The organism is Brevundimonas lutea (assembly GCF_003704105.1).
In the GTDB taxonomy this organism is placed as follows: Bacteria; Pseudomonadota; Alphaproteobacteria; order Caulobacterales; family Caulobacteraceae; genus Brevundimonas; species Brevundimonas lutea.
In genome coordinates this window covers 286,097-309,913 of record NZ_QUOQ01000002.1, presented here as the reverse complement: position 1 = coordinate 309,913, position 23,817 = coordinate 286,097, and the positions used below count along the sequence as shown (strand labels likewise).

At 68.0% G+C, this 23,817-nt stretch carries 24 protein-coding genes; 12 read left to right on the top strand and 12 right to left on the bottom strand.

Features of this window, described 5'->3' with window-relative positions:
• The first annotated feature begins 39 nt into the window (after positions 1-39).
• Positions 40-1,119, top strand: a complete 1,080-nt coding sequence (recA, locus tag EES48_RS01625) for a recombinase RecA (RefSeq protein WP_122464632.1) — start codon at positions 40-42, stop codon at positions 1,117-1,119.
• 196 nt (positions 1,120-1,315) lie between these two features.
• Here recA and EES48_RS01620 read toward each other — a convergent pair whose 3' ends face one another.
• From EES48_RS01620 to EES48_RS01600, 5 genes are all read right to left on the bottom strand, one after another.
• Positions 1,316-2,380 carry an endo-1,4-beta-xylanase gene (locus EES48_RS01620; protein ID WP_240623178.1) on the bottom strand — a complete coding sequence of 355 codons (1,065 nt, stop codon included), beginning with the start codon at positions 2,378-2,380 and terminating at the stop codon, positions 1,316-1,318.
• A gap of 159 nt (positions 2,381-2,539) precedes the next feature.
• On the bottom strand, positions 2,540-2,947 hold the full coding sequence (locus tag EES48_RS01615) for a flagellar export protein FliJ (RefSeq protein WP_122464630.1): 408 nt from the start codon (positions 2,945-2,947) through the stop codon (positions 2,540-2,542).
• 12 nt (positions 2,948-2,959) lie between these two features.
• Complete coding sequence (gene fliI / locus EES48_RS01610) at positions 2,960-4,309, bottom strand: flagellar protein export ATPase FliI (protein ID WP_122464629.1); 1,350 nt, start codon at positions 4,307-4,309, stop codon at positions 2,960-2,962.
• 48 nt (positions 4,310-4,357) lie between these two features.
• Positions 4,358-7,174 carry a PAS domain-containing sensor histidine kinase gene (locus EES48_RS01605; protein ID WP_122464628.1) on the bottom strand — a complete coding sequence of 939 codons (2,817 nt, stop codon included), beginning with the start codon at positions 7,172-7,174 and terminating at the stop codon, positions 4,358-4,360.
• A gap of 133 nt (positions 7,175-7,307) precedes the next feature.
• The gene (locus EES48_RS01600; protein ID WP_122464627.1) at positions 7,308-8,237 is read right to left on the bottom strand and encodes a hypothetical protein; all 930 of its coding nucleotides are present in this window, start codon (positions 8,235-8,237) and stop codon (positions 7,308-7,310) included.
• A gap of 136 nt (positions 8,238-8,373) precedes the next feature.
• Between EES48_RS01600 and cysK the strand changes: the two genes are divergently transcribed.
• Positions 8,374-9,366 (top strand): cysteine synthase A, encoded by a 993-nt coding sequence (gene cysK / locus EES48_RS01595; RefSeq protein WP_122464626.1) that lies wholly within the window; start codon positions 8,374-8,376, stop codon positions 9,364-9,366.
• 10 nt (positions 9,367-9,376) lie between these two features.
• On the opposite strand, the gene EES48_RS01590 is transcribed toward cysK, so the two are convergent.
• Positions 9,377-10,027 carry a class I SAM-dependent methyltransferase gene (locus EES48_RS01590; protein WP_122464625.1) on the bottom strand — a complete coding sequence of 217 codons (651 nt, stop codon included), beginning with the start codon at positions 10,025-10,027 and terminating at the stop codon, positions 9,377-9,379.
• 82 nt (positions 10,028-10,109) lie between these two features.
• On the opposite strand from EES48_RS01590, the gene EES48_RS01585 reads away from it, so the two are divergent.
• Positions 10,110-11,333, top strand: a complete 1,224-nt coding sequence (locus tag EES48_RS01585; protein WP_122464624.1) for a DUF2336 domain-containing protein — start codon at positions 10,110-10,112, stop codon at positions 11,331-11,333.
• A gap of 160 nt (positions 11,334-11,493) precedes the next feature.
• Positions 11,494-11,922 carry a Ros/MucR family transcriptional regulator gene (locus tag EES48_RS01580; RefSeq protein WP_122465084.1) on the top strand — a complete coding sequence of 143 codons (429 nt, stop codon included), beginning with the start codon at positions 11,494-11,496 and terminating at the stop codon, positions 11,920-11,922.
• A 114-nt stretch (positions 11,923-12,036) separates the two neighbouring features.
• Here EES48_RS01580 and EES48_RS01575 read toward each other — a convergent pair whose 3' ends face one another.
• The 4 genes from EES48_RS01575 to chpT all read right to left on the bottom strand — a co-directional run bounded on the left by EES48_RS01575 (position 12,037) and on the right by chpT (position 16,191).
• Positions 12,037-13,935: a M20/M25/M40 family metallo-hydrolase gene (locus tag EES48_RS01575; protein WP_240623177.1), complete on the bottom strand. Its 1,899-nt coding sequence runs from the start codon at positions 13,933-13,935 to the stop codon at positions 12,037-12,039.
• Between the two features lie 271 nt (positions 13,936-14,206).
• Positions 14,207-15,028, bottom strand: coding sequence for a CheR family methyltransferase (locus EES48_RS01570; RefSeq protein WP_122464623.1), 822 nt, complete (start codon positions 15,026-15,028; stop codon positions 14,207-14,209).
• A gap of 7 nt (positions 15,029-15,035) precedes the next feature.
• Positions 15,036-15,452 (bottom strand): response regulator, encoded by a 417-nt coding sequence (locus tag EES48_RS01565; RefSeq protein ID WP_122464622.1) that lies wholly within the window; start codon positions 15,450-15,452, stop codon positions 15,036-15,038.
• Between the two features lie 52 nt (positions 15,453-15,504).
• Positions 15,505-16,191 carry a histidine phosphotransferase ChpT gene (gene chpT, locus EES48_RS01560; protein WP_122464621.1) on the bottom strand — a complete coding sequence of 229 codons (687 nt, stop codon included), beginning with the start codon at positions 16,189-16,191 and terminating at the stop codon, positions 15,505-15,507.
• Between the two features lie 92 nt (positions 16,192-16,283).
• Between chpT and cysQ the strand changes: the two genes are divergently transcribed.
• From cysQ to EES48_RS01525, 7 genes are all read left to right on the top strand, one after another.
• The gene (gene cysQ / locus EES48_RS01555; RefSeq protein WP_122464620.1) at positions 16,284-17,072 is read left to right on the top strand and encodes a 3'(2'),5'-bisphosphate nucleotidase CysQ; all 789 of its coding nucleotides are present in this window, start codon (positions 16,284-16,286) and stop codon (positions 17,070-17,072) included.
• A 100-nt stretch (positions 17,073-17,172) separates the two neighbouring features.
• The gene (locus tag EES48_RS01550; RefSeq protein WP_122464619.1) at positions 17,173-17,376 is read left to right on the top strand and encodes a ParD-like family protein; all 204 of its coding nucleotides are present in this window, start codon (positions 17,173-17,175) and stop codon (positions 17,374-17,376) included.
• A complete protein-coding gene (gene map / locus EES48_RS01545; RefSeq protein ID WP_122464618.1) occupies positions 17,373-18,140 on the top strand; it encodes a type I methionyl aminopeptidase in 768 nt (255 codons plus the stop codon). Before EES48_RS01550 ends, map begins: the two co-directional genes overlap by 4 nt.
• 54 nt (positions 18,141-18,194) lie before the next feature.
• Positions 18,195-18,740: a DUF3828 domain-containing protein gene (locus EES48_RS01540; protein WP_122464617.1), complete on the top strand. Its 546-nt coding sequence runs from the start codon at positions 18,195-18,197 to the stop codon at positions 18,738-18,740.
• Positions 18,741-18,821: 81 nt separating this feature from the next.
• Positions 18,822-19,235 (top strand): hypothetical protein, encoded by a 414-nt coding sequence (locus EES48_RS01535; RefSeq protein WP_122464616.1) that lies wholly within the window; start codon positions 18,822-18,824, stop codon positions 19,233-19,235.
• A 228-nt stretch (positions 19,236-19,463) separates the two neighbouring features.
• Positions 19,464-20,195 (top strand): CPBP family intramembrane glutamic endopeptidase, encoded by a 732-nt coding sequence (locus EES48_RS01530; protein WP_122464615.1) that lies wholly within the window; start codon positions 19,464-19,466, stop codon positions 20,193-20,195.
• 58 nt (positions 20,196-20,253) lie between these two features.
• Positions 20,254-20,928, top strand: a complete 675-nt coding sequence (locus tag EES48_RS01525; protein WP_122464614.1) for a hypothetical protein — start codon at positions 20,254-20,256, stop codon at positions 20,926-20,928.
• Here EES48_RS01525 and EES48_RS01520 read toward each other — a convergent pair.
• Complete coding sequence (locus EES48_RS01520; protein WP_122464613.1) at positions 20,921-21,670, bottom strand: hypothetical protein; 750 nt, start codon at positions 21,668-21,670, stop codon at positions 20,921-20,923. The genes EES48_RS01525 and EES48_RS01520 overlap by 8 nt on opposite strands.
• A 141-nt stretch (positions 21,671-21,811) precedes the next feature.
• A complete protein-coding gene (gene ctrA / locus EES48_RS01515; RefSeq protein WP_122464612.1) occupies positions 21,812-22,519 on the bottom strand; it encodes a response regulator transcription factor CtrA in 708 nt (235 codons plus the stop codon).
• A gap of 241 nt (positions 22,520-22,760) precedes the next feature.
• On the opposite strand from ctrA, the gene EES48_RS01510 reads away from it, so the two are divergent.
• Positions 22,761-23,591 (top strand): TerC family protein, encoded by an 831-nt coding sequence (locus EES48_RS01510; RefSeq protein ID WP_122464611.1) that lies wholly within the window; start codon positions 22,761-22,763, stop codon positions 23,589-23,591.
• Positions 23,592-23,817 lie beyond the last annotated feature (226 nt).

Here is a 23,817-nt window from a genome sequence, read left to right as displayed (position 1 = left end):
GAACGACGTACGGGAATCGTGGCACAAGGACCGAAAGTCATGGCGCAGGCGGCATTGAAACTGGTGGGCAAGGACGACGCGGACAAGCAACGGGCGCTGGAGGCGGCGATCGCCCAGATCGATCGCGCCTTCGGCAAGGGCTCGGTGATGAAGCTGGGCAAGGGCGGGGTGGTGGCCGAGATCGAGAGCGTCTCGACCGGCTCGCTGGGCCTGGACATGGCGCTGGGCATCGGCGGCCTGCCGACCGGACGGGTGATCGAGGTGTTCGGGCCGGAAAGCTCCGGCAAGACCACGCTTGCGCTGCACACGGTGGCCGAGGTGCAGAAGAAGGGCGGGGTCGCCGCCTTTGTCGACGCCGAACACGCGCTGGACCCGAGCTATGCCCAGAAGCTGGGCGTCAATCTGGATGACCTTCTGGTCAGCCAGCCCGACACCGGCGAACAGGCGCTGGAGATCGTCGACACCCTGGTGCGCTCGGGCGCTGTGGACATCGTGGTGGTCGACTCGGTCGCGGCGCTCACGCCCCGCGCCGAGATCGAGGGCGAGATGGGCGACAGCCTGCCGGGCCTGCAGGCGCGTCTGATGAGCCAGGCGCTGCGCAAGCTGACCGGGTCCATCTCCAAGTCCAAGTGCATCGTCCTGTTCATCAATCAGATCCGCCACAAGATCGGGGTGATGTACGGCTCGCCGGAGACGACCACGGGCGGCAACGCGCTGAAGTTCTACGCCTCGGTGCGTCTCGACATCCGCCGCACCGGCGCGATCAAGAGCCGCGACGAGGTGGTCGGCAACACGACCCGGGTGAAGGTGGTCAAGAACAAGGTCGCCCCGCCGTTCCGCGAGGTCATCTTCGACATCATGTATGGCGAGGGCATCTCCAAGATCGGCGAGATCATCGACCTGGGGGTCAAGGCCAACATCATCGAGAAGTCGGGATCGTGGTTCTCCTACGACTCCACCCGTATCGGCCAGGGCCGCGAGAACGTCCGCGAGTTCCTCAAGACCAATCCTGACATCGCCGCCCAGATCGAGGACCGGGTGCGCAAGTCGACCTCCAAGATCTCCGAGGAGCTGCTCGGCACGCCCGAGCCCGACGAGGGTCAGGACCTCGAGGGCTAGGCTCTCGTCTCAGAAATCCGGGCGGGATTCCGACCCCCGCCCGTGATCTTCGCCCGGCTGGTCCTGCACGACCCGCCACCGACCCCGCGCGGGATCGGCTTGGGCGAGGCCGGGCCGCCGATGGAAACGTCGGCGGCCCATCTTTTTCGATTCTGACCCCGCCGATGGAGACATCGGCGGGGCTTTTCCTTCGGCGTCAGCCGCCCGCGAAAATCTGGGCGACGTCAGCGGCCACCGGCTTGGGCCGGCCGCGATCGTCGAACAGCAGCGGCCGATCGTTCGGCCCCCCGCCATCCTCGCGGAGACGCATCCAGCTGTCGGAATCGCGAGCGCCCCAGACCGTAAAAGCCCAGCGCTGAGCGGGCGGCAACGCCATGAAGGCCTCGGCCAGTTCGACCACCCGGTCGCGCTGCTGGCTCTCGCGCGTCGCGTCCGAGCGGACATCCACCCGGCGGCCGCTCTCCAGCGACGCGTCCAGCTCGGACACATGGATAGGCAGGCCGAATCCGGCCAGTTCGCGCATGAAGGCGGTGATCTGACCCTCGGGAATGGTGATGTCGAGGTGCGATTGCGTGCCTAGACCGGTGATCGGGGTCCCGGCCGCCAGCAGCCGCTCGACCAGCCTCAGGTAGCTGGCGCCCTTGGTCGGATTGTTCTCGAGGTTGTAGTCGTTGAGGAACAGCACAGCCTCGCCGTCGGCCTCGCGCGCCACGTCGAAGGCCCGTCGGATATAGCCGTCGACCCCACCGAACCGTCGGCTCCACAGGCACTCGCGATAGCCGTTCCCGTCCTCGGCGACCGGCTCGTTGACCACGTCCCAGCCGACCGCCCGACCACGGTAGCGCTCGACCGTGGTGCGGACGTAGCGGTCATGCTCGGTCGCGAACCGGTCCTCGGGCAGGGCCTGAAACCACGGATGCTCCTGAGCGTACCAGATCAACGTATGGCCGAAGAGGCGCATCCGCTGATCGGCGCAGAAGTCGGCCAGCCGGTCCGAGGCGGTGAAGTCCAGCGTCCCGTCATCCCTGACCAGCCGCTCCATCTTCATCTCCCACTCCGGCGTCAGCTGGGAGAAGTGGGTCGAGACCAGGTCGACCCAGGCCGGGTCGTCCAGGTGGCCGGTCATGGCGCAGACCCCAACCGGGAACGGCGCCGTGGATTTGAGCGAGGGCAGGTCGATCACCGGCGATGCGGTGGGCGCGCGGCTACAGCCCATGAGGGCGAGGGAGGGGGCGGCGGCGAGAATATGGCGGCGGCTCAAATCCTTCTGCCCTTGGGGGAGAAGGTGGCTCGCGCAGCGAGACGGATGAGGGGGCTGTGTCATCAGATCGAATGTCCGAAAGGGATGCGCGGGCCGACAGCCCCCTCATCCGAGCGGCTTCGCCGCCCACCTTCTCCCACGAGGGGAGAAGGACCGCGACTATGCACGTCGTCTCAGAGCGATCTCGTCGAAGGCGGCGTTCTCGCGCTTGGTCGCAGCGACCAGGGCCTTGAGCCGGGTCGCCTCGGCGACATGCTCGAACTTCTTCAGTTCCTCGAAAGCTCCGGACAGGGCGTCGCGGGCCCCCGCCTCCTCGGCCTCCAGCACCACCACATCGCCCTCGGCGGCGCCCTTTCGGGCCTTCCAGCCATTCAGATAGGCGTTGAGCATCATCTGGGCGGACGGGTCGGCCCGAGCGCGGTCGCGCTCGATCTCGGCCTCGGCGTCCAGCACGCCCAGACGGATGTGGGCGGCGGCTCTACGGTCGGCGATGTCGGCCAGGCGCTTCTGCAGCGTCTCGACCTCATAGGTGGAGATGCGGATGAGTGATTGCGCCCAGGTCGTCATGCGGTCAGCCCCTTATGCCGGTTCGGCCATGCCCTGGTTCAGGATTGCCTCCAGGCGGGTAAAGGACTCGTCAAGACGGGTGGCGTCTTCCGGCGCCTGGGTCAGGAATCCCTCCAGCGCGGGGTTCAGGGCGATGGCCCGGTCGACGATCGGATCGGCCCCGGCGCGATAGGCGCCGATGCGGATCAGCTCCTCCATGTTGGAATAGGCGCTGAGGCACTGGCGCGCCCGCCGGTTCAGCTCGCGCTCCGGCAACGTCTGGCATGCCGGCATGGTGCGGCTGACCGACTTCAGCACGTCGATGGCGGGAAAGCGGCCCCGCTCGGCGATCTTCCTGTCCATCACGATGTGGCCGTCCAGAATGCCGCGCACCGCATCCGCGATCGGCTCGTCATGGTCGCCACCGTCAACCAGCACGGTGAACAGGGCGGTGATCGGCGCCGCCTCGGTGCCGTCCGGACGGATCGGCCCCGGCCCAGCCCGCTCCAGCAGCTTGGGCAGTTCCGAAAAGCAGGTGGGGGTGTATCCCTTGGTGGTCGGCGGCTCGCCCGCGGCCAGGCCGATCTCGCGCTGGGCCATGGCGAAGCGGGTCACCGAGTCCATCAGGCACAGCACCTCCAGGTCCTGATCCCGCAGATACTCGGCGCAGGCCATGGTCATATAGGCCGCCTGGCGGCGCGTCAGGGCCGGTTCGTCACTGGTCGCCACCACCACGATGGCGCGCTTCAGCCCCTCCTCGCCCAGGGTCTCCTCGATGAACTCCCGGACTTCGCGGCCCCGTTCGCCGATCAGCCCGACCACCACCGCGTCACAGGTCGCCTGGCGCGCCAGCATCGACAGCAGCACCGACTTGCCGACGCCCGAGCCGGCGAAGATGCCCAGGCGCTGACCCCGGCAGGTGGTGGTGAAGACGTCCATGGCCCTGACGCCAAGGTCCAGCCGCTCGCCGACCCGGCCGCGCGCATGGGCCGGCGGCGGCGGAGCCCTCAGCGGATAGGGCGCCGGCCCCACCGGCAGCGGCCCCTTGCCGTCGATCGGCTGGCCAAAGGCGTTCACGATCCGGCCTAGCCAGGCCAGGCTGGGGCGCACGCTGGCGGCGGTGTCGATGATGCGGATGTCAGCGCTCGGCGCCACGCCCTCGACCGGGCCGAAGGGCATCAACAGCGCCTTCTCCCCCTGAAACCCCACGCATTCGGCCGGCAGGGCGTCCAGTCCCCGGCCGCGGCCGATCTCGGCTCGGGCGCCCACGGCCAACCGGCTGATCCCGCCCCGGGCTTCAATCAAGAGTCCGGACACAGCCGCCACCTTCCCGGTCACCACCAGGGGATCGACGGCGTTGATGGCTGAAACGAGATTGCGCACCCCAAGACGGATGCGGGATCGTGGTTAACGGCGGGTTAGGGTCCGGCGCTAACCCTCGATCATCTCGGTGACCTTGGCCGCCAGGTCGGCGACGACGAAGGGTTTGGTGATAACCGCCATGCCGGGCTCCAGGTGGCCGTTGCCGATCACGGCGTTCTCGGCGTAGCCGGTGACGAACAGAACCTTGAGGTCGGGCCTCAGGGCGCGGGCGGCATCGGCGACCTGGCGCCCGTTCAGCCCGCCCGGCAGGCCAACATCGGTGACCAGCAGATCGATGGCCATCTCGGAGCGCAGCACCTCCAGACCCGACGCGCCGTCTTCCGCCTGGAGGACATGATAGCCGGCTTCGCCCAGCACCTCGACGATCAGCATGCGCACGGTGGGCTCGTCGTCGATGACCAGCACCGTCTCGCCATGGCCGTTCGGCTCAGCAGCCGTCAGAGCCTCGGGATCGATCTCATCTGCCGCGCCCAGATGGCGCGGCAGATACAGGCACATGGTGGTGCCGTCGCCGGCCTCGGAATAGATGCGCACCTGGCCACCCGACTGACGCACAAAGCCGTGCACCATCGACAGCCCCAGCCCCGTGCCCTGCCCCATCGGCTTGGTGGTGAAGAAGGGATCGAAGGCCTTGTCGATGATTTCGGGCGTCATTCCCGTGCCGGTGTCCGTGACGCAGAGCGACACATACTGGCCCGGCGGCAGGTCGCGTTCGCGGGCATGGCGATCGTCCAGCCATTTGTTGGCGGTCTCGATGGTCAGCCGACCGCCTTGGGGCGCCATCGCGTCCCGGGCGTTGATGCACAGGTTCAGCAGGGCGTTCTCCAGCTGAGACGGATCGACCCGCGTGGTCCAAAGGCCGCCCGCACCGACCACCTCGACCTCCACCGCCGGGCCCACGCTGCGTCGGATCAGGTCCTCCATGCCCCCAATCAGCCGATTGAGATCGGTCGGCCGGGGGTCCAGCGTCTGGCGTCGCGAGAAGGCCAGTAGCCGCTGGGTCAGGCTGGCCGCCCGCTGGGCCGATCCGGAGGCCGCCTCGATATAGCGCTCGATGCCGGACAGGCGGTTCTCGGAAAGCCGTTTGGACAGCAGCTCCAGACTGCCGATGATCCCGGCCAGCAGATTGTTGAAGTCGTGGGCGATGCCGCCGGTCAGTTGGCCGATCGCCTCCATCTTCTGGCTCTGGCGCAAGGCCTCCTCTGCCTCGCGCAGCCGCGCCTGCTCAGCCAGCCGGTCTGTGACGTCATTGACGATCTGATAGGCCCCCAGCCGGTCGCCGTCGGCGCTCATCAGAGGGTAGTAGCGCATTTCGTAGAAGCGCCGGTCCCGGGAGGGATCGCCGAACTCCTGGACCTCGGTGAAGGGCGCCTCGGCCAGGGCGCGATCCCAGATCGCCTTCACCGCGGCCGCCTCGCCCGGCAGGTGAGCGATGGCGTCGGACATCTTCTGACCGGCTTCGGGACGGACGCCGAAGATGCGCTCGAACTCGGTCGCCGAGGCGTTGTTGATGGCTAGCCACCGGCCCTCGCGGTCGACCACCTGAACAAAGGCGTCGGCGCTCTCGATGATGTCGGCCCACAGCTTCTTCTCGGCCACAGCCTCGGCGACGCGATGCTCCAGGGTGGCGTTGAGGGCCTGAAGCGACCGCTCGGCCTGTTTTCTGTCCGTCAGGTCCTTGAACAGCACCGCAACCTGGCGACGCTCGGGATCGCCGACCCGAAAGGCCGCCAGCTCCAGCCAGCGCCCGGTGGCCTCCAGCTCCTTTTCAAAGCGTATCGGCTGGCCGGACGTCAGCACGCCGCGATACAGCTCGACCCAGCTTCCCGCTTCGTCCGGGACCATCTCGCGGACCTTCTGGCCCACGACATTCGAAATGCCGGCGTTGGCCTCATAGGCGGCGTTGGCCTCGACATGCACATAGTCGCTGAGCGGGCCCTCGGGCCCATCCAGGAACTCGATGACGCAGAAGCCTTCGTCGATCGTCTCGAACAATGTGCGATAGCGCAGCTCGCGCTCCGCCAGCGTCTCATCGGTTCGACGCCGTTCCGTGATATCGAAAGTGACTCCCGGGAAACGAATGGTCCGGCCGTCCGCGTCCCGCTCCGGCCGCCCGAGCGCCGCGACCCAGCGCACCTCGCCGTCCGCCTGGACCAGCCGATACTCCGACCGGAACGGCTCGCCGGTCGATAGGGCGTGAGAAATCTCGCCCTGCACCCGTTCGGCGTCGCCTGCATGCATGGCGGCGAAGAACTGTTCGATCGCGGCGCCGTCGCTGGCCATGCGGGGATCGACGCCATACAGCCGCGCGAACCGCTTGTCGGCATAGACGCGGTCGTTCGGCACGTCCCAGTCCCACACTCCGACGCCGCCGCCGATGTCCAGCGCCATGTCGAGCCGTTCCTCGCGCACACGGCTGCGTTCGTCGGCAAGGAAACGCTCGGTGGTCTCGGTGACGAACACCATGACGCCGGCCGGCCGGCCGGTCTCGTCGGGCACGGGCGTGTAGTCGAGGTCCATCCAGGCCGGCTCAGGCCCCTGGCCACGACGATCCAGGACCAACTGCTGATCCTTCAGCGAGACGGGCTCGCCGCCCAGCACCCGGCGAATCATGCGGTCGTTGTGTTCGGCGATCTCGGGCCAGCCCTCGCGCGTGCCCATGCCGAGCAGCTGGGGATGCCGTTCTCCGGCGAAGCGGGCGTAGCCGTCGTTGTAGATCAGCACCCCTTCGAGACCCCAAAGCAACACGATGGGATTAGGCGCCGCAACCATCAGCCCGACGGCGGTCCTGAGGCTCTGGGGCCAAGTGGCAATGGGACCGAGCGGCGTCGTGGCCCAGTCGAAGGCGCCGATACGGCGCGCCATCTCGCCCGTGCTGTTCAGAAAGGCGGTGTCGGCAGGCGGGCTCAGTGGTCGGTCTCCCCGGCGCCGCCCGTGACTACCCAGGTCGGCGTCCGGCCCCAACGTCCTGCCGGGCAAAAGGCTTCATCACGCAGCCTCAATAGGCGCGCGCCTCGGGCCCCTTGCGCACCCAGGCCAGCATGACAAAGAACAGCACCAGAGCGATGGGGATATCCAGGAAGGTGGTGAAGATCAGCCACATGTCCTGAGACAGCAGCGCCACCGCCGCCGCGTTCATCCCCGCCGATGCGAAGCCGAGAATGCCCATGCCGATGCCCAGTCGCCGCGCGTCAACATCGAACACGAAATAGCGGGCCAGGCGCGCGGCCAGTCGCTGACCGCCTGTCAGGCCGTCGATCAGGAACGGTATGGCCCCGACGATGCCCATGATGGTGCCGCGATGCTGGATGATGCGGTCATCCTGAAAGATCAGGGCGAAGGCCGCCGAGAGCAAAGCCATGACGATGCCGAACATGGCCAGGCCGCCCAGCAGGTCGATCTTGGTCAGTTTCTGCGCGACCCACAGGATCAGGCCCGCCGCGGCGCCGCCGACCGCGGCGGTGACCAGGCCGAACTCGCGCGCCACGAAGAAGAAGCCCAGGCCCAGCACGATGTCGGTCGCCAGGGACGGCCAGTTGCGCTTCAGCGCCGCCTCGTTGCGGGCCTTCATCTCCGGCGTGTTGTTGGCCTCGGCCCATTTCAGATAGGCCTGCATCTTCGGTCCGTAACCCAGCGCCTTGCCGGGATGGGTCTCGAACACGGTTTCGCCGTCCAGCCGGGCGTGGCAGCCATAGCTCCAGGTGTTGGCCGGCCCGATCTCGACGGTCAACACGCGGCCGTCGGGCCGGGCCCAGGTCAGCAGATGGTTGCGCAGGGGATCGGGCTGGCCCTTCTCCACCCCGTCCTCAGCCACGACCTCGCCATCGACCTTTAGGGTCGAGCGGCTACTCTCGACAAAGGCTTCGTGCTCAACCGCAAGGGTCTGGCCGTCGAGCGGGAAGGACTTGCGAAAGCGGGACAGGCGCATGGGCATCCGGCGTCTTTAGCCATGCCGTCGCCTGGTCACAACGGACCGGTTGTCGCTGCCTCGCCCGCTTCCTAGATCAGGCAATCCGGGAGCGCTTGGCGTTCCGCTTGCGCCCCCCGTTCGGAGCCCTCGTCCAATGTCCGACACCGTCACCCCATCGTCCTACGACGCCGCTCGCCACAGGAAGTCCGGCCGCGGCAAGGTCTATGACTCGATCCTGGACACCATTGGCGACACGCCGCTGGTCGGGCTGCCGCGCCTGTCGGCCGAGCTGAAGCCGAAGGCCACGGTGCTGGCCAAGCTGGAGTTCTTCAACCCGATCGCCTCGGTCAAGGATCGGATCGGCGTGGCCATGATTGAGGCGCTGGAGCAGGCCGGTCGCATCGGTCCCGGCTCGGTGCTGATCGAGCCGACCAGCGGCAATACGGGCATCGCCCTGGCCTTCGTCGCCGCCGCCAAGGGATATCGGCTGATCCTGTGCATGCCCGAGAGCATGTCGATGGAGCGCCGCAAGATGCTGGCTCTCCTGGGCGCCGAACTGGAACTGACCCCGGCCGAGAAGGGCATGAAGGGCGCCATCGCCCGCGCCGAGGAACTACTGGCCGCCACGCCCGGCGCCGTCAGTCCCTCGCAGTTCGAAAACCCGGCCAATCCCGCCATCCACCGTGTCTCCACCGCCGAGGAGATCTGGGCCGACACCGGCGGCGCGGTCGACATCGTCATCGCCGGCGTCGGCACCGGGGGCACCATCACCGGCGTCGGCCAGGTGCTGAAGGACAGGAAGCCGTCGGTCCGCATGATCGCGGTCGAACCGGCGGATTCTCCCGTGCTGTCCGGCGGCCAGCCGGGCCCGCACAAGATCCAGGGCATCGGGGCCGGCTTCATTCCCCCGGTTGTTGATCGCGCCGTGATCGACGGGGTCGAGACGGTGACCAACGACGAAAGCTTCGAGATGGCCAGGAAGGTCGCCCGTGTTGAAGGCATCCCGGTCGGCATTAGCTCCGGCGCCGCCCTTGTGGCCGCCTTCCGCCTGGCCGCGCTTGAGGAAAACACCGGCAAGACCATCGTCGCCATCATCCCCAGCTTCGCCGAGCGCTATCTGTCCACGGCGCTGTTCGAAGGGCTGTAGGCGATCGGCATCATCTGTCCTGCGGCGTCGCGGCGGTGACCACATAGGCGGCGCGGCCTTCCGGATTGGCGGCGTATTCGATGCGACAATGGCGCACTACCAGCCGACTGCGTCGCAGGAGGTCGACGAAGTTGTGATTCCAGCCCACCCGCCTTTCGGCGGAGCGCTCCGGCCGGTCTGGGGGCAATCCGCCGGCCAGGAACGTCAGGGCGGCTCCCGGAGCGGAGAACCCGGTGAAGAGGGCGTCGATCTCGTCGGGCGAAAGGTTGCCGAAGACGTTCATGGCCACGAACAGGACGCCAGGCTCCTGATGCCGCTCCAACATGGCCAGAGCGTCCCCGCTCTCGAAACTCAGGCCGGAGTGTTCGGCGCGCGCGCGCTCCAGTCGCGGCCCCTCCAGGTCCGACGCGACAAGGGGGATGGCCGGATATTGAGCCGAGAGGTGGGCCGCGAAATCCCCGTTGCCGCATCCGATCTCTACGATCCGGGTCAACCCGGTCAGTTGACCGATCTGCCGAAGAGCGTCGCTGTAGAGCGGCTGGGTGTCGAACTGCATCCGTCTGCGGTCCGAAAAGTCGGCATTCTGCGCCCAGGACGCCCGCAGGTCGGACTGGCGACGCGCCCCGAGGTCTTTCGATCGATCATCAGGGCTTTCGGCCATGACGAAGGCTGCCGACTGGCGCCCGGCACTGTCAAGACACGCCGTCACCCTCGGTTAACCGCTTGGCCTGTAGCGTCGGTGCATGTCCGACGCACTGCTGCTCGACGACGAGGCCCTGGGCCTGCCGCGGCAGGCGAGTTTCCGCGCGCGCCATGCGCTGCTGAAGCGTCTGGCGGACGTCGTCTCCCTGCCGGCCAGCCGGATCAACGCCTTCGAACGGGCGGTGACGGGCGACCTTCTGGTCGAGATGTTGCGCCTGGCCTCGGAGGACGAGCGCGAGAAGGTGGCGGTCCGCCTGGCGCCGCTCAACGAATTGCCCAACACCCTGACGCGCCTGCTGCTGCGCGACGAGCCGCGCATCGCCCGGCACCTGTTCGAACAGTGCGCCAGCCTGACCGACGCCGATCTGGTGGCCGCCGCCCGCGACGCGCAGCAGGCTCACCGCGAGATGATCGCCCACCGACGCGGCCTGTCGGAAGTGGTGTCCGAGACCCTGCTCAGCTTTGGCGAGACCGAGGTGATCCAGGCGGTTCTGAAGAACCAGACGGCCCGGCTGTCGCAGGTGGCGATCGAGGGCGTGGTCAGTCTCAGCCGCGAGGCGCCCGAGCTGTGCGGCCTGCTGCTGCGCCGACCCGAACTGCGGCCGTCGGGCGCCTATGTCATGTTCTGGTGGGCCGGGCCGGAGGATCGCCGCATCATCCTGTCGCGCTTCGGCGTGTCGCGCGAAGTGATGCAGGAGGTGTCCGAGGACATCTTCCCTATGGCGGCCCGGGAGAACTGGCAGGACCCGGTGTCACGCAAGGCGCTGCAGTTCATCGAGCGCCGCCAAAGGAACCGCGCCGCCATCGAGAAGTCGCCCTACGACAGTCTGGAGCAGGCGGTGGCGGCGGCCGAGGCCGGCTTCAGTCGCGAGATCGCGGCTGAGATCTCCTACCTGGCCGGCATCAAGCCGCTGACGGGGGCCAAGCTGCTGTCCGATGCGGGCGGCGAGCCCCTGGCCATCCTGTGCAAGGCCACGGGCATGACCAAGAACGATCTGACCCGGCTGTGGCGCGCCATGCGGCGGCCCGAGGTGCTGTCGGACGGAACGCTGAGCCCGGCGTGGGAGCGGGTGCTGGTCACCTACGACATGATGGCGGTGGACCGGGCCCAGACGGTGCTGCGCTACTGGAACTGGTCGCTGTCCTCGGCCCTGACGCCAGCCCTGTTGCGGGCCATCCGCGAAGGCGACGAGCAGAGCGCCGACGAATACTCGGCTCCGGAGCGGGCGGCGATGCTGGCCCTGGCGTCCGACTTCGGTCGCTGATCCGGTCTAGCGGCGCGCATTACTCACGCACAACGCGAATCGAACCCGCACTTCGGGAGCGATTTGCTTTCATCCCCCATTCTGATTATTGACGACGCGTCCGGGGCGGGCCGCGCCTCAAGTCCAGAGAAGAACATCACCGATGGTGGAAGAGACCCACGTGGACGAACAGTCCGCCCTGCTTGAGATGACCGCCGACATCGTGTCGGCCTATGTCGGCAACAACAGTGTCGCCGCCGGCGAACTGCCCGGCCTGATCCAGAACATCCATGCCGCCTTGACCTCGGTCAGCTCGGGTCCGTCCGAGCCGGAGCCGGAGCCGCAGGAGCCGGCCGTCTCGGTTCGCAAGTCGATCACGCCCGACTTCCTGATCTGCCTGGAGGACGGCCGCAAGTTCAAGTCGCTGAAGCGCCACCTGCGCACCAAGTACGACATGAGCCCCGAGGACTATCGGGCCAAGTGGGGCCTGCCCAAGGACTATCCGATGGTCGCGCCGAACTACGCCAAGGCCCGCTCGGACCTGGCCAAGTCGATGGGCCTGGGCCAGGGCGGCCGCAAGCCCGCCCGCGCCGGCCGCGCCCGCAAGTAACCAGCCGCTTCGGTTGAACGAAGCGCCCGCCTTCCGGAAGGGAGGCGGGCGTTTTGCTGTCCGGGATTGTCGCCCGGGCAGAGTCCAGTTTGTCCAGTCTGTCCAGTTCGCCGCTCAGTCGGCCGCGCCGACCCCGGCCTTAAAGTCCGGCATGGCGGCCGACGGCGGCTCGGCGACACGGGCCCAGCCAGCCACTGCGGCGCCGATCACCAGACAGGCGACGGCGGTTACGGCCAGACCGCGACGCGCGCCCTCGCCGACCGGGGCCAGAGGCCGGACCAGCATCAGGATCATCAGGGCGAACAGGCCGAGCGCGCCGGGCAGGTCCATTCCGACCGCGAGGGCGACCCCGTGCCAGTTGACCATCAGCCAGGCGCCGGCGAAGGCGGTGGCGACCAAGGGTGGGATTTGTCCGACGATGCGATCAAGCCGGGGGTCGAGCACGGCGCTCACGCCCAGCGCGACGGCGGCGACCGCCAGTGGCCAGACCACCAGCACGGCCGCGCCCGGGCTGACCGCCTGAAGGGCGCAGCCGATGACGAAGACCACAGCCGTCAGACCCAGCCAGCCGCCCCAGACCTGAGGCTCGCCGCGACGGGGCAGCAGCCACAGGCCGGCTGCGATGACGGCGGCTGCGACGGTGACGATGTCGAAGGTCCAGAGCAGCGTGGCCGCTAAGGCCATGACGGCCACGGCGACGGCGACCCACGGCCGGCGGATCGCGCCGCCCGCCAGCAGCGCAAGGGCGATGGCGGCGAAGCCCAGGGTCACGCCGCCCTCCAGCCACAGCAGCCGGGCCATCATGACGTAGTAGTCGAGTCCGCTGTCGACCGGCCCGCCGCTGAGCCCCCGCATGAAGCTGGCGACGACCAGGCCGGTGGTCAGCAGCGCCAAGCCGTCAGCGAGGCCCCGTCCAACACCGCCGAGGCTGAGCCGGCCGGCCCGTCGGGCGCGCCAGCCGGCGAAGGCCATCAGGGCGGCGGTGAGGGCCAGGGCGACCCAACCCGAGACCATCGGCAGCACCAGCACGGTCACGCCCAGCAAGTCGGCATAGACGCTGTTGACCGTCTCGCCCGGCAGGGTGTCGGCGCGGGCCAGGCGGTCGGCCGAGGCCAAGGCCTGGGCGCCGATATGCTGGACGCTGCCCTGATCCAGAGCGTCGGGCGTGGATTCGGCGGTGTGGTAGTGATCGGCACGGCCGGTGAAGGCGAGGTTCAGGCCGGGAATGCCCCGGTCGCGCGCCAGGGTGTAGTCGGTGCCGTTAGGCATGGCCTCGTAGATGGCGATGGACGCCGAATTGCTGGCGACCCCGCCCTCGACGCCCCGCGTCGCGGCGACGAAGGCGGCGATGGTCTGGGCATTGTCCGGCCCGGTCTCGAACATGGAGGCCAGGCCGCCGCCGCCCCGCGCCTCCAGATTGATGACCATGCCGATGCGATCGGCCAGCGGATGCGTCTCGAAAAAGGCGCGGGCCCCGTCGAGCCCCAACTCTTCGGCGTCGGTGAACAGCACGACGATGTCGCGACGGACCTCGCCGCGCGCCTGGATGGCCCGCACCGTTTCCAGGATGGCGGCCACGCCGGTCGAGTCGTCGGCGGCGCCGGGCGACAGCCAGGTGGTGTCGTGGTGGGCCATCAACATCAGGGCGGGCAGGTCGCGATCCTGACCCGGCAGCACGCCGATCAGATTGGTCAGCCGGCGCGAGGCGGCCTGTTCGTCGCCCCAGTCTCGCAGCCGCTCGACGCTGGCCTCCGGCAGGGCGGCCTCCTGGGTCGAGACCTCCAGGCCCAGCCCCGTCATGCGTTGGAGCAGATAGGCGCGAACGCGCGCATTCTCTTCCGAGCCGGTCGGATGCGGCCGCTGGGCGATCTCGCGGATGTCGGCCATGGCCCGCCCGGCCGAGAAGGCGGTGTCGGGCGCATCGACCGGCGCCGGGGCAGGCGTCTGCACACTCCAGACCGTGAGCAGAAGCGCTAGGCCAAGCGCCAGTGGCAGCAGCAGTATGCGGATCATGGACAGTCCCCCGTTCGCAGGGATGATGCGTCAGAGGATGGGCCCGGGAAAGCCTCAGCAAACTTGGTGACCCATCGTGGCCCGGAACTTCCGGCCTCTCGCGCCTCCCCGCGTCCCCGGCGAAGGCCGGGGCCCAGAAGGGCTTGCGTGAGGTTGGGGTGACGTCTGCGCTCGTGGCCCTGGACCCCGGCCTTCGCCGGGGACACGGCTTACTACCCTTGAGGAGAGTCGCTTTCTTCCACGCCGGCCCCTTGGGGGCCTGAAGCGAGCCCTACGCCGCCCGGTGGATCCTCGGGCGGGCCGTCTTGACGAACAGGCCGGGACGGCCCGACACGGCGCGGAAGGCGGGGTTGCCTTCGCCCGGGCTTTCGCCGAGCCCCAGGAACAGGCAGCCGTCATCGACCAGGCTGGCCTCCAGCCGCTCCAGCACCCGTTGACGGCGGGTGACCTCCATGTCGGACAGGACATAGCGGCAGAAGACCACGTCATAGCGGCCGCCTTCGGGAGGCACCGCGTCCATCAGATTATCGCGCTCGAACCGAACCATACCGCGCAACTGGGGGGCCACGCGCCAAGCTTCCTCGTGCGGCTCGAACCACTGCAGCAACTGGCGGGCGGCGAGACCGCGCTGGACCTCGAACTGGGTGTAGAGGCCGGCCTTGGCCTTCTCCAGCTGGCGCTGGGCCAGGTCGGTGCCCAGGATCTCGGCGTGGACCCCCGCGCCGGCCGCCATCATGGCCAGGGACCAGGCCTCCTGGCCCGCGCCGCAGCCGGCTGACCAGACCCGTACCCGGCCCCCGGGCCGGACGGTCGAGATGGCCGGAGCCAGTTCCTCGCCGAAGGAGGCGAAAGGCGCGCGGTCGCGACGGAACCAGGTCTCGGCGTTCAGCATGGCCTCGATCACCGACCAGGCCAGGCTGCCGACCGGCAGGTCGCGCGTCGCCTTGAGTAGATCCTCGACGGAGGCATATCCCTCGCGCCGCGCCACCGGCCCCAGGCGATGATCGGCCAGATACATGCGGTCGCGTGTCAGCGCGAACCCCGCCCGGGTCAGGAGCAGCGACTGCAGATGCTCGAAATCCTCGGGGCGCATCGTCAGCTCAGACCACCCCCGCCTCGGCGAACTTGGATTCCAGGATCTCGCCGTCGAACGGCTTCATGACGTATTCGTCGGCGCCGGCCGCCAGGGCCTCGGCGATACGGGCCACCTCGGTCTCGATGGTGCAGAACAGGATCTTCGGCCCATCCCCGCCCGGCTGGGCTCGGAGGCGTTTAAGGAAGGTCAGGCCGTCCATCACGGGCATGTTCCAGTCCAGCAGGATGACGTCCGGCAGGGCGGTGGCGCACCAGGCCAGGGCCTCGGCGCCGTCGGCCGCCTCGTCCACCTCGAAGCCGAAGCCCTCGACAATGCGACGGGCCACCTTGCGGATGATCCGGCTGTCGTCGACGATCAAACAGGTGCGGGGATCGGGCACGGGGTTCAGGCTCTGTGACACACGAGGCGTGACGCCTCCCATTGTCGGCCTTAGGCGGTTAACGAGCGGTATGGCTGGCGCCGTCGCCCGCCGTTTATTGCGGGACCCGCGCCGCCAGGGTGACCAGACCGTCTCCGGTCTCGACCACCAGAGCACCGCCCGCGTCGATGACGGCGCGCCACAGCCAGTGCGGCTGGATCCATTGCCCGGGCAGACCGTCTCCAACCGGCTCGCCGCGCAGACCGGCCAGCGCCTCGGCCTTGAGGCGCGCGCGAGGGCCCTCGGCGCGACCGGCGACAACCAGGGCGCCGCCGTCGTCCAGCCGCCCCTCGATCGTCGCAACCCCGCCACCGGGAAGCGCGGCGGCCGTCTGTTGACCCAGATTGACCAGGACCCGCGCCTGGGCCTTGGTCAGGGTCGATGGGCTCACCTTCCAGTCCAGGGTGGTACGGCCACCGCCGACCACGCCCTCGACCAAGGGCTTGAGTTCGTCCGAAGCAAAGGTTTCCGCCGTCGTCGCCGCGCCGTAGGCGACTCGCGCAAAGGCAACCAGGGCGGTCAGTTTCCCGGCGCTGGAGGCGACCATGGCCATGACGTCATCGCGCATATCGGCGTTAGCCGGATCGGTCAGCAGATCGAGGCCGGAACTGATCGCCCCCGAGGGGCTGATAAAGTCGTGGCAAAGCTTGCCGGCGATCAGGCTGGCCAAGGCCGGGCCGTCGGGATGTTCGGCGGAGGCGGCGTCGGTTGGGGCCCTGTCGGTCGAGGAAGCGGAGGTCATGGGCGGGCGGAATCCTTCTGCGACGACGCGGCGCCCCGTCATAACGGATTTGGACGATGGGAAAACCGCCACTTAGGCGTTAATGACCCCCGGTGACCCAGATCGATCCCCTCGCCCGCGACCTCGCCTCCGGCGCCCTGCCCGTCATCCTGTCGGAGATCGCCGAACAGGCGGCCGAGGTGATCCTCCCGTTCTGGCGCGCCGAGCATGAGGTCTTCTCCAAATCGGACGAGAGCCCGGTGACCGAGGCCGACCGCAAGGCCGAGGCGCTGATCCTGAAATGCCTGGCCAAGCTCTACCCGGATGTCCAGGTGGTGGCCGAAGAGGCGTCGGAAGCCGACGGCCTGCCCGACGCGGCCCATGCCCGGTTCTTCCTGATAGACCCCTTGGACGGCACCAAGGGCTTCATGCGCGGCGGCGAGAGCTTCACCGTCAACATCGCCCTGATCGACGACGGTCGGCCGGTGGTCGGCACGGTGGTGGCGCCCGCCATGGGCGTCAGCTGGCGCGGCGGCCCGGACGGCGCCTTCCGCCGCCAGAAGGGCGAGGACTGGCGCGCCATCCGCGTGCGCGTCCGGCCCGAGACCAACGCCGCCGCCGTCGTCAGCCATTCCATGACCGACGAAGAGGCCCAGCGCCTGGCCAATCGCCACGGCTGCGGCGCCTGGCAGGGCGCGGATTCCTCGGTCAAGTTCTGTCTGGTCGCCGAGGGGCGCTGCGATGTCTATCCGCGCACCGGGCCGACCATGGAGTGGGACACCGCCGCCGGCCAGGCCGTGCTGGAGGCAGCCGGTGGGCGGATGGTGACGCCGGAGGGGGAGCGCTTCGCCTATGGCAAGCCGGGGTTCCGCAACGGCGCCTTCGTGGCCATGGGCGGCTGAGGCCGACCGGGCTCGGCCGGGCGCCGACCCCCGGGCGGTTGCCACAATCCTCGTCGGATTATATACGATTCATATACGTTTCGTATATCCGGAGGCTCGAATGGGTATCGTCAACATCGAGGATGAGCTGCACGAGCAGCTGCGTCGGGCCAGTCGTGCGTCGTGCCGGTCGATCAATGGCCAGGCTGCCTTCTGGATCAGGATCGGCATGCTGTGCGAGCTGAACCCCGGCCTGTCGTTTCAGGAGCTGGCGGCGCGCGAACTGAAGGCGGCCGGGGTGGCCGCGCCCGATCTGGCCGCATGATCAAGTCGCCGGCGGAGGTCGAGCTCATGGCCGAGGCCGGACGGCGGCTGGCGGCGGTCTTCGCCCATCTGGACGGCCTGGACCTGCTCGGCATGAGCACGCTGGCGATCAACGACCGGGTCGAGACCTTCATCGTCGACGAGCTGAAGTCCCGACCGGCCAGCAAGGGCCAGTACGGCTATGGCTTCGTGCTCAACAGCTCGCGCAATCAGGTGGTCTGTCACGGTGTGCCGTCCGCGGACGAGGTGCTGGCCGACGGTGATATCGTCAACCTGGACATCACCCTGGAGACCGGCGGATTCATCGCCGATTCCAGCAAGACCTATCTGATCGGTTCGGCGGCGGCGCCGGCGCGCCGGCTGGTGCGGGCGACCGAGGAGGCGTTGTGGAAAGGCATCCGCACCGTGCGGCCGGGCGCCACTCTGGGCGATATCGGCCATGCCATCGAGCGACACGCCAAGCGCTACGGCTATTCCGTGGTTCGCGACTTCTGCGGCCACGGGATCGGTCGTGAGATGCACGAGGAGCCCCAGGTGCTGCACTATGGCAAGCCCGGGACCGGCCTGACCCTGAGGGAGGGCATGGTGTTCACCATCGAACCGATGCTGAACCAGGGGCGCCGCGCGGTTCGCACCGAGGACGACGGCTGGACCGTGGTCACCGCCGACGGCTCGCTGTCGGCGCAGTTCGAACACACTGTGGCGGTTGCCCGTGACGGGGTGCGGGTGCTGACCGAGGCCCCTGCACACAAGGTCGCGAATTGAGGCGGTCGATCGGCGTTATCCCTGTATAGGGATCCTTCGTTGGAGGGATTTCTTATGCGCGTCGTTTCGTTCCTGGCCGTGACGGCCGCCGTGGCCATAAGCGTTTCGGCCTGCCGCCCCGCCGACACCCAGACGACAGCCGGTGGCCCTGACGCCGTGGCCGCGGACGGGGCGGCCGCCCAGAGCGCGGCGGTCATACCGGCGTCGGCCGACACCGCCGAAACCTTCGTGCGCGACCTCTATGCGAATCTGGAGACCGGGCCGGCCCCGCTCGGCGTCGAAGCGCTGTGGTCCGAAGCGGCCTGGGCCGAGATGGAGGCCTATCAGGCCACCGAATCGGGCGGGTTCAACTCCGATCCGCTGTGCAACTGCCAGGATCCCTTCCAAATCGTGATCCGAGACCTGGCGGTGACCGAGACGAGCCCGGACCGCGCCGACGCCGCCGTGACCATCACCCAGGGCGAGGCCCAGACCTCAATGGTGCTGAACCTGATCCGCGAGGCCGGCGCCTGGCGCATCGACAACATCACCCGCGAAGGCGATCCCACCTTCCGCGACGAACTGGCCCAGTGGACGGCCGAGGCCGAGGCCGCGAGCTGATCGCAGGCCTGAGGCGGGACGATGGCCGGTGCGACCCTTTGCCAGACAGACTGGCGCGGCTAACTCGGTCAACACGAGCTGATGACACGTCTCGCCGTTCTCACCCTCGCCGCCGCCTCCATCCTGGCGGCTTGTGACCCGATCGACACCTCGGCCCTGACCGAGATCGAGCAGACCGTGGCGGACGCCCGCCAGACGGTCGAATTCGCCAATCAGCGCCAGGCCGAGATCGCCCAGGCGGTCGAGAACCCTTTGGGCGCCCTGCAAGCCGTCGCCGGAGCCCAGTTGGCGCGGACCCCGACCGATCAGCCGGGCGTGTTCGTGCTGACCGATGTGCTGACCGGTTGCCAGTTCCTGGCGACCTATGCCGAGGGCGCCACGGGCCCCTCCTCGATCACGCCGCGCACCGAGCCGAGCGCTGACGGCGCGCCGGTTCAACGCTGTCTCGGCGCCAAGGACCGGGCGGCGCTGGCGGACAGCCAGCCCGAGGGCTGACATGCCAGCAGCGAAGGTGTCCTTTATTCACGGGCGAACGCCCCCACGCGTCGCATGGTGCGTCAGAACAAGGATCGGCGGCCCTGCGGGGTCGGTCGCCATGCAACGGCGCTAACGCGGCGGAAAGGCTCGATCGCCGCGTGTTTCCCGCGCCAACGGGTTGCGAAGTTCAGATTTACGGACGCCCAGTAGCGCGGCATAGTCGGCGTTCGCATTGGAGACCGCTCCATGAGCCTGCGGCCGCATGTCAGTCTGGCCGACGATGTCGAGACGGTGTCCGGCGCGGGTTGGATCGTGGTGATGGCCGCCGTGATCGCCGCCTTCACCATGCTGGCGATTATTCCGTGGTCGACGCCGCCTCTTAACTTCATACCGACGCTGTTGTTCGCGGGGATGCCCATGGCGGCCTACCTCTACGCGCACCACGGGCGTCGCCCGCTGATCCTTCGCCGGATCGGGCCGAAGACCGTGATGATCGCTATCGGCTTCGCGCTGCTGACAATCGTCTGCTCCTTCATCGCCGGCCTGGCCCTGTCCCGGGTCACGACCCTGGCCTCAAACTCGATCGTCTCCAGTCTGACGACCGAAAGCCTGTCGGACCTGATCATTCTGCTGGCGCGCAGCGCGATCCAGCTGGTCGGCGAGGAACTGGTCACCATCCTGCCGCTTCTGGCTGTGCTGTGGCTGTGCACACGCCGCCTCGGCATGAGCCGCCGCACGGCGACGCTAGCGGCGGTCGTGGTTTCTACAGCGTGGTTCGCGGCCCTGCACCTGCCGACCTACGACTGGAACTTCGTGCAGTGTTTCGGGACCATCGGAGTCGCAAGGCTGGTGCTGACCACGGCCTTTCTGGTCACCCGCAGCCTGTGGGCGTCGTCGATCGCACACATCGTAAACGACTGGTCGCTGTTCCTCTTTGTTTTCATCGGCGGTCACGCCCCGATCGGCACGGAACAATGACGGTGCGAGCAGGCTCTGACTTCACGCGGCGCGAGCGTGGTGAACAGGGGGGCCGGCCATGAACGTCCTGACCATCCTGCGTTCGGTCGAGGAGTTGCTCTACGAGGTGATCTCGTGGCTGCTGTTCTATCCGCGCACGCTGCTCAAGACCCTGCTCGGCCCGCTCAAGATCATGAGCTACTCGGACCGGGAACAGGCCGACAAGCCGGAGAAGCAGTACCTGGAGACGCTGAGCCCGCCGCTGTTTCTGGTGCTCAGCATCCTGGTCAGCCACATCGTCGAACTGGCCTTCGGCTTCGACATCCCCACCGAGACCAACGAGATCGGCGAGGTCGTGACCAGCAGCGATCAGACCCTGCTGGCGTTCCGCGCCCTCTTGTTCAGCATGTACGCGGTCGTCTTCGCATGGCTGGCGCTAAGATTGGCGGGAAAGCGGATCGACCGCGAAATCCTGCGCGCGCCCTTCTTCGCCCAGTGCTACCTGTCGGGCGCCATCGCCATCCTGACTGGCCTGGCGACCACCGCGATGCGGTACGATCAAGGCTTTTCCCGGCAGGCCGGGCTGGTGGTCATGGGCCTGGTCGCCGTGTGGTATCTGGCGGTTCAGACCGCGTGGCTACGACGCGAATGCGGGCTGGACCTAGTCAAGGCGGGTGCGTTCGCAACCGTCGCGGCTATCGGCGCGACCATCCTTGTGATCCTGATCGGCTATGTCGCCGCTGCGCCTAGCTGAACGGCTCGACGTACAGCACCTCGCCCGAACCGCTGACCCGGCAGCGCGAGCGGTAGGATCCCGTCGCCATGGTCAGCTCGTATTCGTTGCGGCCCAGCTCACGCATGCTGATCGGGACGCTGGAGCCCGCCGGCCGGCTCATGAAGTCGTCGGCGCGGCGCGAGCAGGCGTCCTGGGCGGCGTCGGGCACACCGCGAATCCAGCGGCTGTTGGCGTGCCGACGGTTCGACGACTCGCTTTCGCCCGCCAGATAGCCCTCGTGGTACCCCTCGGTCTCATGCCGGTCGTCGTAGTTGGCGCCATAGAGCCCGGCCTGATAGCCCCGCTCGTACTCCCGATCATGATTGTCGTCGGCGTCGTCGTGGCGATTGTTGTGCGCGGCGAGCGCCGCCGCCAGGCCGACGAGGGCCACGCCGGCCGCCACAGCCGTGGCGTTGGATGACCCACCGCCACCACCCCCGCCGCATTCGTTGCGTCCGGCCTGATTGATCGAGGCGTAACGGCCATCGCGGGTCATGATCGCCACGCAGTCGTTTCCGCGCCGCCAGTAGGTCATGCGGCCATCGCCGACCACTTCGCTGCGGTTTGTGGCCTGATAGCCGCGACGCTGAAGCTCGCCTTCCGCCTGACCGGCGCGGGCGCCGACCATGTCGGACAGGGCCGGCGGAGTCTGCGCCAGGACCGGGGTCGCGGCCATCGCCGCGATCAGGAAGGGGGAAATCCAGCGAACCGCGCGACCCATGACGATGCTCCTCTTCGGATTATCGCCAAACGCCGATACGCGCCTTCCGCTCCCGGCCATCGTCGTTAATGAGATGTGGCAACGATAAACGCCCGCCGGATCGCTCCGGCGGGCGTCTGATCTTGTGGCCGGCGTCTGGCCTCAGGCGGCGGCGCTGGCGGGCTGGGCGCCCTCCTGCGGGTCGCGCAGGACGTATCCGCGGCCCCAGACGGTCTCGATATAGTGCTTGCCGCCGGCGGCCGTGGCCAGCTTCTTGCGCAGCTTGCAGATGAAGACGTCAATGATCTTCAGCTCGGGCTCGTCCATGCCGCCGTACAGGTGGTTCAGGAACATCTCCTTGGTCAGGGTCGTGCCCTTGCGCAGGGAGAGCAGCTCCAGCATCTGGTATTCCTTGCCGGTCAGGTGGACGCGGTGACCGTTCACCTCCACCGTCTTGGCGTCCAGGTTCACGGCGATCTCGCCGGTGTGGATGATGGCCTGGGCGTGACCCTTGGAGCGACGCACCACCGCGTGGACGCGGGCGATCAGCTCGTCCTTGTGGAAGGGCTTGGTCATGTAGTCGTCGGCGCCGCCGCCGAAGGTCTTGACCTTGGTTTCGATCTCGTGCGTGCCGGACAGGATCATCACCGGCGTATTGACCTTGCCCACGCGCAGCTGACGCAGCACCTCGATGCCGTTCATGTCAGGCAGGTTGAGGTCGAGGAGAATGAGGTCGTAGTCGTAGATCTTGCCCAGATCCACGCCTTCCTCGCCAAGGTCGGTCGTATAGACGTTGAAGCCTTCCGACTTGAGCATCAGCTCGATGCTCTGCGCCGTGGCGCTGTCGTCCTCAATCAGCAGAACACGCATTCAGCCCCTCCAGGCGTAAGCTTGGCCTTAACCCCGGTGTCGGACACTCGGGTAACCTTGCTCTCAGGTTAAGCTATCAAAACCTTAAGAGAGGTTAACGTCATCCATTAAGGCGAATCGTAGGCTGATTTGCGAATCGTCGTCCAGCGCCGTTAACGATTCGAGTCAAAGGGTGCGACGCCTGCGGTGGGATGTCGCATTTCCGCTCGCATGGCCCGAGCCGTTTGGTTAGACAGCGGCCATGGAATTCCTCGCCTCTCCCGAACTCGCCTCTCAACTTTCGGCCCTGGGCAAGGTGCTGGCCATCGACCTGGTGCTGGCCGGCGACAACGCCGTGGCCGTGGGCCTGGCCGCCGCCGCCTTGCCGCCCGAGCAGCGCAAGAAGGCCATCCTGATCGGCCTCGCCGCGGCCGTGGTGATGCGTATCGGCTTCGCCCTGATCACCGTGCAGCTGCTGGCCATTGTCGGCCTGCTGATGGCCGGCGGCTTCCTGCTGCTGTGGGTGTGCTGGAAGATGTGGCGCGAGCTGCAGGAGCAGCGCACCCACGACCAGGCGGAGTCTTCGGCCGAGATGGAGGCGGCTCTGGCGGCCCACCACGGTGGCGGGGCGACGCCGGAATCCATGGGCATCAAGCGCAAGACCTTCGGCGCGGCCCTGCTCCAGATCATGATCGCCGACATCACCATGAGCCTGGACAACGTCCTGGCCGTGGCCGGCGCCGCGCACGACCATCCGTGGATCATGGTGTTCGGCCTGGTGCTGTCGATCGCCCTGATGGGCGTGGCGGCGACCTTCATCGCGCGCATCCTGAACAAGCACCGCTGGATCGGCTATGTCGGCCTGCTGGTGGTGCTCTATGTGGCGCTGCACATGATCTGGGACGGCTATCGCTCGGTGGTGGTCAGAACCGGCCGGATGGAGGCGCATAACGCCGCCACCCCCGGCTGGCTGGACATCACGCCCGCCGAGGAAGCCAAGGCCTGGAAGGGCGTGCGCGAAGAGGACAGCGCGCTGCCCGGGACGGGCGAACCGACCGCGCCGCCCCCGGTGACGGTGACGGCGCCGGAATAGCGCGGGCGTTCTCCCTCCCCGCCAGGGGAGGGCAGGTCGGCGCGTCAGCGACGACCAGGTGGGAGCGCTCCGAAAGCGGCGCGCTGCGGTGTTCGCAAGTCCGGAGCGCCCCCACCCGGTCGCTGCGCGACCACCCTCCCCCGAGGGGAGGGAGATTTCATTTCATGTCCCAGTTTTCACTTGCGGTCGCCGCGCCGCAGGCCTGAATTGCGCCGTCGCAATTCCG

Coding starts and splice junctions, on each gene's coding strand:
- map (WP_122464618.1), top strand. CDS start 17,373: ATGATCAAGTCGCCGGCGGAGGTCGAGCTCATGGCCGAGGCCGGACGG.
- EES48_RS01565 (WP_122464622.1), bottom strand. CDS start 15,452: ATGGGAGGCGTCACGCCTCGTGTGTCACAGAGCCTGAACCCCGTGCCC.
- EES48_RS01535 (WP_122464616.1), top strand. CDS start 18,822: ATGACACGTCTCGCCGTTCTCACCCTCGCCGCCGCCTCCATCCTGGCG.
- ctrA (WP_122464612.1), bottom strand. CDS start 22,519: ATGCGTGTTCTGCTGATTGAGGACGACAGCGCCACGGCGCAGAGCATC.
- EES48_RS01510 (WP_122464611.1), top strand. CDS start 22,761: ATGGAATTCCTCGCCTCTCCCGAACTCGCCTCTCAACTTTCGGCCCTG.
- EES48_RS01520 (WP_122464613.1), bottom strand. CDS start 21,670: ATGGGTCGCGCGGTTCGCTGGATTTCCCCCTTCCTGATCGCGGCGATG.
- EES48_RS01615 (WP_122464630.1), bottom strand. CDS start 2,947: ATGACGACCTGGGCGCAATCACTCATCCGCATCTCCACCTATGAGGTC.
- recA (WP_122464632.1), top strand. CDS start 40: ATGGCGCAGGCGGCATTGAAACTGGTGGGCAAGGACGACGCGGACAAG.
- EES48_RS01600 (WP_122464627.1), bottom strand. CDS start 8,237: ATGCGCCTGTCCCGCTTTCGCAAGTCCTTCCCGCTCGACGGCCAGACC.
- EES48_RS01550 (WP_122464619.1), top strand. CDS start 17,173: ATGGGTATCGTCAACATCGAGGATGAGCTGCACGAGCAGCTGCGTCGG.
- cysK (WP_122464626.1), top strand. CDS start 8,374: ATGTCCGACACCGTCACCCCATCGTCCTACGACGCCGCTCGCCACAGG.
- EES48_RS01525 (WP_122464614.1), top strand. CDS start 20,254: ATGAACGTCCTGACCATCCTGCGTTCGGTCGAGGAGTTGCTCTACGAG.
- EES48_RS01590 (WP_122464625.1), bottom strand. CDS start 10,027: ATGGCCGAAAGCCCTGATGATCGATCGAAAGACCTCGGGGCGCGTCGC.
- EES48_RS01540 (WP_122464617.1), top strand. CDS start 18,195: ATGCGCGTCGTTTCGTTCCTGGCCGTGACGGCCGCCGTGGCCATAAGC.
- EES48_RS01585 (WP_122464624.1), top strand. CDS start 10,110: ATGTCCGACGCACTGCTGCTCGACGACGAGGCCCTGGGCCTGCCGCGG.
- EES48_RS01575 (WP_240623177.1), bottom strand. CDS start 13,935: ATGATCCGCATACTGCTGCTGCCACTGGCGCTTGGCCTAGCGCTTCTG.
- EES48_RS01530 (WP_122464615.1), top strand. CDS start 19,464: ATGAGCCTGCGGCCGCATGTCAGTCTGGCCGACGATGTCGAGACGGTG.
- chpT (WP_122464621.1), bottom strand. CDS start 16,191: ATGACCTCCGCTTCCTCGACCGACAGGGCCCCAACCGACGCCGCCTCC.
- EES48_RS01570 (WP_122464623.1), bottom strand. CDS start 15,028: ATGCGCCCCGAGGATTTCGAGCATCTGCAGTCGCTGCTCCTGACCCGG.
- EES48_RS01605 (WP_122464628.1), bottom strand. CDS start 7,174: ATGGCGCGCCGTATCGGCGCCTTCGACTGGGCCACGACGCCGCTCGGT.